The organism is Alteromonas sp. OM2203 (assembly GCF_048517045.1).
GTDB lineage: Bacteria > Pseudomonadota > Gammaproteobacteria > Enterobacterales > Alteromonadaceae > Alteromonas > Alteromonas gracilis.
The window spans coordinates 1,925,610-1,938,072 of the sequence record NZ_CP183209.1; the positions used below are offsets into that span (position 1 = coordinate 1,925,610).

Consider the following 12,463-nt stretch of genomic DNA (forward strand, 5'->3'; position numbering starts at 1 on the left):
GGTTCGAAAATTATTCTAGACGGTTTACGCTGACGGGGTGTTTTGGTCATCCAATACAGGTAGCGTGAGCGTAAATTGCGACCCTTTACCCAACGTCGATTGAGCTGAAAGGGTACCATTGTGGGCCTCTGCTATTGCTCTAGCGATAGACAGGCCTAGCCCCATACCATTGCCTTTGCGTTTTAGTCGAACAAAACGCTCGAAGACATGTTGTAAATCGCTTGATGAAATGCCATCTCCCGTGTCGATTACGGAGACCATGATAGTAGAGCCAACATTCTCAACCTTAAGTGTTATAAGGGCATCGGCATAAGAATATTTGTGTGCGTTTTCGATAAGGATGGTCAACACCTGCAATATTCGGTCTTTATCGATCAGCACGTTAAGGTTCATGTTGGCAAGCCACTGCAAATCAAAGGTTCTGGGCTTTGTGAGTTTTTGCCATAAGTGCATGTTTTGAGTAAGCAGGCCGTGTAAGTCTGATTTCACTAGATCTACGGTGAATTCGTGCATTTCAGCACGTGCCAGCAGCAGAAGGTCATCGACAAGCTTACTCAAGTTCACGGCTTGCTCAAGGATGGTCTCTAGGGTTTCTTTGTAAATTTCATTGGTTGCTGCAGCTTGGCGTAACGTTACCTGCGCCTCTCCGCGAATGATAGTAAGCGGCGTGCGTAATTCATGACTAACATCAGCCATGAACTGGCGGCGTTTAGTGTCTAGCTGGGTTAATTTGTCATTGGCCTCTTTGAGCGCTCGTGTTCGACTTTCAACTTCAAACTCTAGATGTTTTCGGTGGGCATCAGCCTGGTCTTCGTGCTCTTGAAGCCTTACTATCATTGAGTTGAGAGCTTTCACTAGATCAGTGAATTCGCCATCCAAGGTTTCCGGCAGCCGATAATGGTAATTACCCGATGCAATGGCATCGGTACCTGTGCGTATAACAGTAAGCGGTTGATAAAGTGCGTTAAAAAGCCAATAACAGCCGAGCAAAATGAATGGGCAGGTGATGAGCCCTAAGCTAATCGTAAACCACACAATGCTGGTGTTGAGCGTTTCAATACTTGCATTGATACGTGAAACCACGCCTGTTTGGCGATTTACCGCAGAGTTGATGGCTTCTCTAAACTGATTGTCGATGGTTACCTCAAGCAGGGTTTGTAACCTTTCCTGTTGATTAAGCGGAGTGTTGTCGTTGCTAAGCGCAATTGCCCTGAATTCCTCTACAATGCTTTGAATAAGTGTCTCTAGTTCATCGGTGTCTTCTACACTACCGAGAGTCGCTTCAACACCCAGTGCCTCGCGCTGATCGAGTTCCAGTGATTTAATACGGTTTAGTGAATTTTCAATCTGTTGCTGTTTGTTTCTTACCTTTGCCTGATTAGCATTTTTACCGAAAATGAGCTCGTCGGTAAGTTGCTTAAACAAGCGGTAAGAAATACTGGAGAGCTGTTGATGTTCTGATAATAGTGACTGAGCAAGTTGGGCTTGTGCCAAATTAGTTCGGGTCAAATGAGCAGATATTGCCGCGCTTGCTAATGCGATCAGCAAAATAAACGTTGAAAGCAGGCCGAATAGGTAAAGTTTGCGTTTATACATGATAAGTGCGTTATATATATTTACTTGTATATACGCACAACTGTATGTAACGGTGCAAAATTAGCGCTATTTGAGGTTCAACGTAGGGCGGAAATGCGTGCTGTGTGCAAAACGCTAAATGCCTTTACTTAACTTGGCCAGTGCAATGTCTGTCTGATGCTGAAGTTCTTGGTCAATTTTCCAATGCTCTGGGCTCCAGCCCGCTAAAAAACGATAAAAATCTGCACAGGCAAAACTATAAAGGTCTTTCCATTCTTTGATTACTTGCACTACGTCGTTGTACGTAAGAGTATCGTTGTTTAAAGAGCCATCGCTGTGTGTAAAGTCGCAGTGATGTTCTTTTTCAGACAAGCGAGCGAGCAACGCTATTTCTAACTCGTTAAAATAAGTGTCGAGTAAAGCTTTACGATGTTCCTGCTGCTCTTGCGTGGTTAGTGCGCTTCCCAAAAAATAGGTAACGTCCTTTACTCCAACGCCGTAGCCGACATATTGAAAATCAACAGCCGCACAGGATGAGAAATCTGCGGTAAAACAAAAATTAGCTACTTTAGCATCGCCATGCACGAGTGTTTGATAACGGGCACTGGAAAGACGATTAGAAATAGCTTGGGCATTTTGCTTCAACAAACTTTCAGGCATTGCCTGATATTCATCTTCTCTTGTGGATAAGTGCCAGTAGGTGCCTTCGTGCCAAAGATTGGTATCGCGATTTTTCTCAACGGCCTCTTTAGTTAAAAAGCGGGCGTGAAAATGAGCCAGCCATTTAAGAACCGTTTTTGCATTATCCGGTGAAAGAGACATTGAGGTATGGGTAAAGCCACTGGGTGCTAAATCTTCCATCACAAGCAGCGTTGAAGTACCTCTTTGCGCATGCGATACGCAAGTGGCCGTCCTACATCGGTCAGTAGTTAACCACTGCACTTTATCGTAAAAATAGTTTTCGACACGAAAAGAGCGACGCTTTCGTTCGTCACTTCGTTGTCCGTTCCATCCTCTTGGGTGAGCTAAATTAGGTGGCGGCGACGCGCACTTCACAACGACGTGTGTGAAGCTCTTGCTATGAGCGATGGGATAAAACGCGCTGTTTTTAGTATTAGTAGCAACCCCATAGCCATTGCTTTCTTGCTCAAGTTTATGTTCTTTTTCTTGGCCAACAGACGCAGAGTAATCAAGTTTGGCTCTAAAGCACGCGCCATAGCCGCTCCAAAGAGGCTGGATCATTTGTGTATGGACAACACGGGCACGGCATGCTTCGCTAAGCCAGGTTATATAGCCTTTATCGACTGAACTTTCCATTACTCACCTGCGACTTTTGGGAAGAGGTATGTACCAATTTAACAAACGAAAAAGCCGCTCGAAAGCGGCTTTTTTTACCTGATTAGCAAAATGCTATTCGGCAGCCGTTTCAGGCTCATCAGCAGTTTCGACTGACTTAGGTAACGTAGTCGGTGCCGAAGCACGAGACGCTACGCGAGCCATCGCTGCAGTTTTTCCTGATACTGTTAGTGCAGGGCGAGCGTCATCAGCTTTGGCCGTTAGCGCAACATCAACGAATGTGTCGTTCACTGTTGCAGGTAGGGCCATCGGATGTGATGCGCCACGCTTACCTTGTCCACTAGCCGCAAGGCTAACCTCAGTGGAGGAGGCAACACTATCATCAACCTGCTTAGAAACTACAGGTGTTTCAACTGCTGCTTCTGATGTCGCATCTTCTGACACTGGCTCTTCCGTCTTTTCAGAACCTAACGTTTCAGATGTATCAGCTAAGTTAATCTCCGCTTGTTCTGGCGACGCCGTTGTTTCTTGAGAAGCAGCAGGAGCCTCTGGTTTCTCTTCTTCTTTCGGGGCCAAGCTATCAGCAACAGGAGCGGTGTCTGCTACCGGTGCTTTATTTTCTGACGCGCGAGTTTGTTCAGCCACTGGTTCTTTCTCAGTTGAGTCCGCTGTTTCAACGGAGTCATCAGCTTCTTCTAGAGGCTTTTCAACTTCAGCTGATGGCTTTTCACCTTCAGCTGAAGGCTTTTCACCTTCGGCTGACGGTTTTTCACCTTCAGCTGAAGGCTCTACTTTCTCGGCTAAAGGCTCTGCGTCAAATTGTAGCTCATCCTGAACCGCCTCCATATCAAGTTTAGCAGTTTGTTGCTTCTCTTGCGTTGATTCAGGCTGCTCATCAGCAGGAGCTAATTGACCTGGCTCTTCAGCTTGAGTTTCCTCAACAACAGGGGCGTCAGATTTAACAGGAGACTCAACCTTTGCCTCTGAATCCTGAGACTCTAGCTCACCTGGCTGCTTAACCTGTGTTTCTGAATCATCCGCTAACTGCGACTCTTTCTTGCGACGCTGACCGGCTGCACGGACGTGACGAGGAGAACGACGTGAACGTCCGCGTCCCTCTCGTTTCTGTCCATTTTCGTCAGCGTTAGCATCTGTAGAGTCTAACGTTTCAGCTTGGCCTTCTTCTGGCTTTTCGACGTCAGGTGTCGTTGTTGCCTCTGCAGCAGAATCAGTAGCTTTCTTTGCAGGTTTCTTAGCCTGTGGCTTTTGTTCTTGCTCTACAACACTTTCTGCTTTGTCTTCTACATCGTCAGACTTTGTTGCTTTTTGAGGCTTAGCATCGCTCTTAGATTTACTTTGCGCCTTGCTCTCTTGTTGAGGTGCTTTTACCGCATCATCACCTTTTGGTGCTGACGGCGCTTTTGCATCAATCTGCTCAATAGTATCAGATGCAACTTCATCTTTATTGACGCGAACACTACGACGCTTGTCACGGCGCTTTCTACGTTCAGCTACTTCACGCTTTTTCTGCGCTTGGTTTTCTTGCTGTTCGCCTTCTTGCTTTTCCTGCTTAGGCTTTGGCTGCTCGTCACGAGGCTGCTGTGCTTTGCGCGGCTTACGGCCCTTGCTGCTGCGTTTGTCCTCTTGCTCTGGACGCTGCTCACTACGAGGTTTGCGATTGTCTTGCTCCTCGCGTTCGCGGTTCTGGTCTTTAGCTTGGTCTCTGTTTTGAGCTTGGTTGCCTCTGCGGTTGTTCTTGTTTCGTGGCTTACGGCGTCGGTCGTCATTATTACGACTGCGGTTGTTTCGCGGCTTACTATTTTCGTCAGACTGTTGCTTCTTGTCTTGACTTGCTTCTTGTTCACTCTCAGAACCAAACAAGTCGTTTATCCACTTGCCGATACGTGCAAATAGAGAAGGCACATCATCAGCTTTCTTAACCGGCTCTTCTTTAGGCGCAACTACTGGCGCTGCCGTAGGTGCAACTAAGCCTTTGAGTGCTGGCTCTTCTCGCTTAACTGGGGCAGTGGTTGAAACTTCAGTTTCTGTTTCTACCGCTGGCATCAACTCTACTTCATAGCTAGCATCTGATAGAACATCATCAGGACGACGGCGTAATACTTGGTAATGCGGCGTATCTAAATTAGCGTTTGGAATAAGCAATAAATCAACACCATGACGCTTTTCTAACAGTTGAATTGACTTACGCTTTTCGTTAAGTAGATAGGTTGCTACTGGAACAGGTAGTTGCGCTTCAATTTGCCCTGTATTTTCTTTGATGCTTTCTTCTTCCAAAATACGAAGAATAGAAAGCGCTAAAGATTCGGTTCCGCGAATAGTGCCATGGCCCGAACAGCGGGGGCACACGTGGTGAGCTGATTCGCCTAGCGACGGGCGCAAGCGTTGACGAGACATCTCAAGCAGGCCAAAGCGTGAAATACGCCCTAACTGAACCCGTGCTCGGTCGCTTCTCACTGCATCTTTCATGCGGTTTTCTACTTCACGCTGATGGCGCACAGGGGTCATATCGATAAAGTCGATAACCACAAGGCCACCTAAGTCACGCAGACGTAGCTGACGAGCAATTTCGTCAGCGGCTTCTAAGTTGGTGTTGAGCGCAGTTTCTTCAATATCACCGCCCTTCGTTGCGCGAGCAGAGTTAATATCGATGGAAGTTAGTGCCTCTGTTGGGTCAATAACAATTGAGCCACCAGAAGGTAAGCGAACTTCACGTTGGAATGCAGACTCGATTTGGCTTTCAATTTGATAGTGACTAAACAGTGGAACTTCACCGCGGTACAATTTTACACGGCTAGCAAAGTCTGGTCGTACTAGCTGAATATGCTGTAGCGCCTGCTCATATATGCTGGTTTTATCAATTAGGATTTCACCAATATCGCGACGAAGATAGTCACGGATCGCACGCACAATAACGTTACTCTCTTGGTGAATTAGAAACGGTGCTTCACGCTCTTGAGAAACCTCTGAAATAGCTTCCCAGTGTTTCAGAAGTACTTTTAAATCCCACTCTAATTCTTCGTAAGATTTTCCTACGCCAGCAGTACGAACAATAAGGCCCATGCCGTCTGGAAGTTCGAGCTTGCTAAGCGACTCTTTTAGCTCTGTGCGCTCGTCGCCTTCAATACGGCGAGATATGCCACCAGCACGAGGATTATTTGGCATAAGTACCAAATAGCTGCCTGCAAGTGAAAGAAATGTGGTGAGGGCAGCGCCTTTTTGACCGCGTTCTTCTTTATCAATTTGAACAATAACTTCTTGGCCTTCTTTGATCACATCTTTGATGTTTGGGCGGCCTTCGAATTTGTAACCTTTAGGGAAGTAGGTGCGGGCTATTTCTTTGAGGGGGAGAAAACCGTGGCGTTCAGCGCCGTAGTCGACAAAAGCAGCTTCTAAGCTAGGTTCAACGCGGGTTATCTTACCCTTGTAAATATTTGCTTTTTTTTGCTCGTGCCCCGGGCTTTCTATATCTAAATCGTACAACCGTTGCCCATCGACAAGGGCTACGCGCAACTCTTCTTGCTGAGTTGCATTAATTAACATTCTTTTCATTGTATCTAACTCTGGTTTAGTACAGCCGTTAAGACACAAAATTAAAGTGACATGTGCAAACCCTCACCGCGCAACCTCACGGCTGGACGGGGACTTTGTTGTAACGCCGCATTATCCTTGGTGGTTGACCATTTTGACGTCGTTTTTAACGTCTTAGCTCACTCAATATCATTCGTACTTCGTATTAAAAAAACGTAGCGAATGAATCGTTATGGTCACACTGCTTTAAGGATGTCGGGAGCGACTTGCCCTTATTACTGTATTCATTATCGCGAGCAATCTTTTATTGCTCACGTGTCATTTAATTCTGTTTTAACGGCAAACTTATTTTATGTTCGCAAGCAATGGCGGTTGCTTTATTACGGCAGTGTAGTCGTTGCCTCTCTAGCTAGGTTGGTATGAAAAGTACTTTTTCATTGCGGATGCCACCAACACGATCGCCATGCTTTTTCGTATACAAGTTTGAACAGCGCCATTATTTTTCGCTGATTCGGTCTTGTTTGTTGTTTTTATAACGCTGAGTTTCACGATTTTGAGGTAGGGGGGAGAAACCGCCTGCTACCAAAAATTATAGTGTGAATTATTCCGTGCCAAAAACGCCGGTAAGTATCGCACCAAAACCCCGTTTTTAGCAAGGAAAGCAAGTGAATAAATTGTGTATATCTTTTATATCTCTTACTGGTCTGCGCACGAAACTAGTACTTTGCTCAAAATTAAAGCGAAAAGGGTTATTTTCGATATTTTGTGACTTTCAGTTAGCCGAGAGAAATAGCATTGAGGTATACTGAGTGAATGAAAGAAGAATCTCTCCAAAAAGTACGTTTTGTAACCGTTGAGGCCGACTTGGCTGGGCAACGTATCGACAATTTTTTGCGCACGCAGCTAAAAGGTGTGCCAAAAAGCATGATTTATCGCATTTTGCGTAAAGGCGAAGTGCGAGTAAATAAAGGTCGAGTGAAGCCAGAATATAAGCTTCAGGCTGACGACCTAATCAGAATTCCACCGGTTCGCGTGTCGGAAGGCGCGCCTGCACCCTCACCAAAGTTGGATAAAATCGCATCGTTAGAGTCGCATATCTTGTTTGAAGATGATCGTCTCCTTGTTATCAATAAGCCATCAGGTACAGCGGTTCATGGCGGAAGCGGGTTAAGCTTCGGGCTTATTGAGGGGTTGAGAGCGTTGCGTCCGGATGCCAAATTTATGGAGCTGGTCCACCGGTTAGATAGAGATACCTCTGGGTGTATCTTAATAGCAAAAAAGCGTTCTGCACTTCGCCATATGCACGAGCAACTGCGCACAGGTAAGATGGACAAGCGCTACAATGCGCTAGTGGCAGGAGAGTGGCCAGATAGCAGATTTAAAGTTAAAGCGCCCCTTCGCAAAAACGTGCTGCAATCAGGTGAGCGCATGGTCAGTGTGAGTGACGATGGTAAGCCGTCTGAAACTCGCTACCGGATATTGGAAAAATATGCGGGTGCCACCCTTGTTGAGGCATCGCCAATTACAGGCAGGACCCATCAGATACGTGTGCATTGTCTGCATGCAGGGCATCCAATTGCGGGTGATCCAAAATACGGTGACGCGGATTTTGATGCAGTCATGCGTCGAAAAGGTTTGAATAGACTATTTCTTCACGCTCGCAGTATTTCTTTGTTGCACCCGGCAACCGAAGAACGCGTTACGTTTACTGCACCGTTAGACGATACTCTTGTAAACACACTTAAAGCCCTTTAGTCGTTATGGAATTAAAAGCTCACGAAGCCGCTGTGCGGTCCTCTACCTCGTTAAACGAAAAGCAGCCCCGATATAAGTTAGTTATTTTTGATTGGGATGGGACTTTAATGGACTCGGCTGCAAAAATAGTAAGCTGTATGCAAATTGCCGCAACGCAGTGCGGTATGCCAATTCCAACCTATGACGAAGTTGGGCATATTATTGGTATAAGCCTAAAACCGGCTATCAAAAAGCTGTTCAACATTGAAGATGACAAATTAGCGGAGCAGCTAGTTGATGCTTATAAAGATGCGTTTGTGACCCGTGATACCACGCCTTGTCCGTTGTTCGATGGTGTTAATCCACTATTGGCCAGTTTAAAGGAAGCTGGTTGTACGTTGGCAGTTGCTACAGGAAAAGCACGCCGCGGCCTTGACCGAGCTTGGGCGCAAACCAATACAGGCAGCTTCTTTAGTGCATCAAGAACCGCCGACGAGGCCGAGTCAAAGCCTTCGCCTGATATGCTGTTGCAGCTTTTAGATGAGCTTGAATTTGAAATAAGCGATGCAGTTATGATTGGCGATACCACCTACGACATGCAAATGGCTAAAACCATTGGTATGGACAGAATAGGGGTGTCATACGGCGTGCATGCGCAGGTGCACTTAGAAGCGTTGTCACCCGTTGCGTTAGTTCATTCTGTAAGTGAGTTGGAAGCCGCACTTTTTAATTAGCGCTTTTTAACGCGCAGCTATCTCTAGCAAGTCAACGTTGAAGTGTGCGCCGAGTAATTCATTTAACAGCATAATAGGAAGCCCTATTAAACTGTTAGGGTCTCGGCTTTCAATTTTCTCAAACAGTAAAATACCTAACCCTTCGCTTTTGAAGCTGCCCGCGCAATCTAAAGGTTGTTCTTTTTCTATGTAAGCGCGAATGGCTTCTTCACTATTGTGTCGGAAAAATACTCGTGTTTCATCCACCTGTGTAATCGTTTTATTCGTTTCGGGCTGATGCAAACAAAGGGCAGTATAAAATGAAACTTGCTTACCTTGGCACGACATAAGCTGCTCCACAGCCTTATCTGAGCTACCTGGTTTCCCTAGCAACTGGGGGCCAATGTCTGTTTGTACGAGCGCGACTTGATCACTACCGATAACGATGACATCGCTATCTGAAGAATTGTATTCAGCCGCTACCTTGCGCGCTTTCGCCTCTGCAAGACGCAAACTCAATGCAGTGGGGCTTTCATTGCATAAGGGCGTTTCATCAATATCCGGAGCATATGTATCTACCTGAATACCAATATTGGCAAGCAGCATTTTTCGGTATTGAGAAGAGGAAGCTAGAACCAGATGAGCCACAAAAACTCCTTGTGCTGAAATCAATATGTTGCAGAACATGTGTTATTCGGTGTTTTTACCGACGCTTTATTCTGCGATGGTACATTATCATTGCTCGATATATACAGCCTTTTATTGTAAGTTAAAACGCAATTATGCTTTGACAGGAAGGGGTTGACCCTTTATCATGCGCGCCCTATGCAGAAAGTGAAACTCCCTCATTCGGTTGAACCGACTAAAAGCGCCATGAAACGTTCCGATTACCGGGGCGTGATTGCGTCTAAAGATATGGAACGATTGAGTGAAGCAGTTGTCCGATGCAACGACTATGTGGACGCAGAAGTGCAGTTCGAAAAAGACGCGCAGGGTCTTACTGTTTTTCACGGCCGCCTAGCCACGCAGGTAACACTTATCTGTCAAAGGTGTAATGGTGAACTTGATTATCCCGTGGAAGCGGAATTCTGTTTTACTCCAGTGCAGGGAGAAGAGCAGGAAAGCGACGACATCATTCCCGAGGCTTACGAACCGGTAGAGGTCAACGACCACGGAGAAGTTAGTCTGCTTCAAATTTTTGAAGACGAGCTACTGTTATCTTTGCCAATTGTACCCCTTCATGCAGAGTCGGAGTGTACGGTAAAGCGAGACGACATGTCGTTTGGAAAGATTGAACCGGAACAAGAGCGACAAAACCCTTTCGCGGTTTTGAAAGAACTTAAGCGAGACCAGGAGTAAGTTATGGCAGTACAACAAAATCGTAAAACGCGTTCTAAGCGCGGTATGCGTCGCTCACACGATGCATTGACAGGCGCGACTTTGTCTGTCGATTCAACGTCAGGCGAGACTCACCGTCGTCACCACGTGACTGCTGACGGTTATTATAAAGGCAAGAAAGTAATCGGCGCGTAATACGGCGACTACATTTTGTCTACACTAACCATCGCGTTAGATATCATGGGGGGCGATCATGGTCCCCCTGTTATCCTTTCTGCAGCCGTCAAGGCTATCCAACTTCACCCCGATGTTCACTTTACATTGTGCGGTGACGAAGAAATTATCCATTCAGGTCTTCAACCTCTTTCTGATACAGAGCGACGTCGTGTTTCTGTAAAACACTGCTCGCAAGTTGTTGAAATGGGCGAAGCGCCGACATCAGCGCTCAGAAATAAAAAAGACTCTTCTATGCGCCGTGTTATTGAGCTTGTCGAAAGTGGCGAAGCTGATGCGTGCGTAAGTGCAGGCAATACAGGAGCGCTACTCACTCTATCTTTTTACCTGCTTAAAACACTGTCTGGTATTGATAGACCCGCGCTTATTAACATGATGCCTACCACAGGACATCACAACGTATTTCTCCTCGATTTAGGCGCCAATGTAAATTGCACGCCTGAAATACTATTTCAATATGGCGTCATGGGATCAGTACTGGCACAAGAAGTTGCTGGCATTGCGTCACCCCGCGTTGCTTTGCTAAATGTGGGTGAAGAAGACATTAAAGGTAATGCGCAGGTAAAATCTGCCGACCAGCTTTTCAAAGACGCGCCTGGCATTAATTACATTGGTTATGTTGAAGGCGATGATATTTTCACCGACCATGCGGACGTGGTAGTTACCGATGGCTTCACTGGAAACGTAGCACTAAAATCTAGCGAAGGGTTAGCTAAGTTAGTGATTAACGAGGTGAAACGTCAAACACAAAAGAATTTATATACCCGATTATTAGCCAAAATTGCTTTCCCATTACTGAAATCTATCTATAACAGTGTGAACCCCGACCAGTATAACGGTGCGAGTCTGATAGGATTGCGCGGCATTGTTATCAAGAGTCACGGAAATGCACAAAAAGACGCCTTTTATTACGCCATCGTGCAAGCAATGAAAGAAGCAAAGATGCATTTACCTGAAAAGATAAAGACAAAGATAGAAACGGTATTGTTGGAGCAGCTTTGAGCAAATATTCACGCTTTATAGGAACAGGTAGCTATTATCCCAGCGACGTGCGTACGAACGCTGACCTAGAATTAATGGTAGACACCAGTGATGAATGGATCACTGACCGTACTGGGATTAAAGAGCGACGCATTATTGGAGCAGATGAAACCGCTGCTACCATGGGGGCAGAAGCCAGTAAAAAGGCCATCGAAATGGCCGGTATCGACCCAAAATCTATCGACATGATTGTGTGCGCTACCACAAGTGGTCGCTATGCGCTTCCAAGCACAGCATGCGAAATTCAACGCATTCTTGATTTAGACGGTATTCCCGCATTTGATGTTGCTGCAGCATGCGCAGGGTATTGCTACGCTCTGAGTGTAGCCGATCAGTACATAAAGTCAGGCATGGCAAAACGCATTCTTGTCGTCGGTACTGACTGTTTAAGTCGTTTGATTAACCCCGAAGACAGAACCATGGTTATTCTATTTGGTGATGCCGCAGGGGCAACGATAATAGAAGCAAGCGATGAGCCTGGTATTCTCTCGACCCACATTAACGCATCTGGTTCTCACGGAGATTTGTTGTACGTTGGAAACCCAACTCGTGGAGATGAGCAATCAGTGCACGAAAACTGGGGGGTGATGCGCGGCAATGAGGTCTTCAAAGTTGCGGTAACTAAGCTTTCAGAAGTAGTGGAGCAAACCCTTGCTGCTAACGGTATGGAAAAAACTGATCTTGACTGGTTAGTGCCACACCAAGCAAACTTTAGAATTATAAAAGCCACAGCGAAAAAGTTGAATATGTCTCTTGACCAGGTCGTGCTTACCTTGGAGCAGTACGGTAATACATCTGCGGCTACTGTACCAACAGCACTTGATACCGCTATCAGAGACGGGCGTATTCAGCGCGGACAGCATTTATTACTAGAAGCATTTGGCGGCGGATTTGCCTGGGCATCGGCGCTGGTACGCTATTAAGCTCGGCAATCGCTTCAGAAATTTTTGATGTATTCTCGTTTCTAGTAAAACAATAACAAG

10 protein-coding genes are annotated in these 12,463 nt (G+C 46.1%); 6 read left to right on the top strand and 4 right to left on the bottom strand.

The genetic code is table 11. The features are described from left to right. Positions 1 to 24: 24 nt before the first annotated feature. The 3 genes from ACM0P2_RS08605 to rne all read right to left on the bottom strand — a co-directional run bounded on the left by ACM0P2_RS08605 (position 25) and on the right by rne (position 6,441). Positions 25 to 1,596, bottom strand: a complete 1,572-nt coding sequence (locus ACM0P2_RS08605; protein WP_159117364.1) for a sensor histidine kinase — start codon at positions 1,594 to 1,596, stop codon at positions 25 to 27. A gap of 114 nt (positions 1,597 to 1,710) precedes the next feature. Then, positions 1,711 to 2,892: an oxidoreductase family protein gene (locus ACM0P2_RS08610; protein ID WP_419227580.1), complete on the bottom strand. Its 1,182-nt coding sequence runs from the start codon at positions 2,890 to 2,892 to the stop codon at positions 1,711 to 1,713. Between the two features lie 93 nt (positions 2,893 to 2,985). Beyond that, entirely contained in the window at positions 2,986 to 6,441 is a 3,456-nt protein-coding gene (rne, locus tag ACM0P2_RS08615) for a ribonuclease E (protein ID WP_419227582.1), read from the bottom strand. 792 nt (positions 6,442 to 7,233) lie between these two features. Between rne and rluC the strand changes: the two genes are divergently transcribed. Continuing rightward, positions 7,234 to 8,175 (top strand): 23S rRNA pseudouridine(955/2504/2580) synthase RluC, encoded by a 942-nt coding sequence (gene rluC / locus ACM0P2_RS08620; RefSeq protein ID WP_419227583.1) that lies wholly within the window; start codon positions 7,234 to 7,236, stop codon positions 8,173 to 8,175. A 107-nt stretch (positions 8,176 to 8,282) separates the two neighbouring features. After that, a complete protein-coding gene (locus ACM0P2_RS08625) occupies positions 8,283 to 8,888 on the top strand; it encodes an HAD-IA family hydrolase (protein WP_419227584.1) in 606 nt (201 codons plus the stop codon). Positions 8,889 to 8,894: 6 nt separating this feature from the next. Here ACM0P2_RS08625 and ACM0P2_RS08630 read toward each other — a convergent pair whose 3' ends face one another. Then, positions 8,895 to 9,515, bottom strand: a complete 621-nt coding sequence (locus ACM0P2_RS08630) for a Maf family protein (protein WP_159117369.1) — start codon at positions 9,513 to 9,515, stop codon at positions 8,895 to 8,897. Positions 9,516 to 9,692: 177 nt separating this feature from the next. On the opposite strand from ACM0P2_RS08630, the gene yceD reads away from it, so the two are divergent. From yceD to ACM0P2_RS08650, 4 genes are read left to right on the top strand one after another with little or no spacing between them, the layout of a single operon-like run. Next, positions 9,693 to 10,226, top strand: a complete 534-nt coding sequence (gene yceD, locus ACM0P2_RS08635; RefSeq protein WP_105931044.1) for a 23S rRNA accumulation protein YceD — start codon at positions 9,693 to 9,695, stop codon at positions 10,224 to 10,226. A 3-nt stretch (positions 10,227 to 10,229) separates the two neighbouring features. After that, positions 10,230 to 10,400 carry a 50S ribosomal protein L32 gene (gene rpmF / locus ACM0P2_RS08640; protein ID WP_012518206.1) on the top strand — a complete coding sequence of 57 codons (171 nt, stop codon included), beginning with the start codon at positions 10,230 to 10,232 and terminating at the stop codon, positions 10,398 to 10,400. Between the two features lie 45 nt (positions 10,401 to 10,445). Then, positions 10,446 to 11,441 carry a phosphate acyltransferase PlsX gene (gene plsX, locus ACM0P2_RS08645; protein WP_419227695.1) on the top strand — a complete coding sequence of 332 codons (996 nt, stop codon included), beginning with the start codon at positions 10,446 to 10,448 and terminating at the stop codon, positions 11,439 to 11,441. Then, the gene (locus tag ACM0P2_RS08650) at positions 11,438 to 12,403 is read left to right on the top strand and encodes a beta-ketoacyl-ACP synthase III (RefSeq protein ID WP_105931046.1); all 966 of its coding nucleotides are present in this window, start codon (positions 11,438 to 11,440) and stop codon (positions 12,401 to 12,403) included. Before plsX ends, ACM0P2_RS08650 begins: the two co-directional genes overlap by 4 nt. Positions 12,404 to 12,463 lie beyond the last annotated feature (60 nt).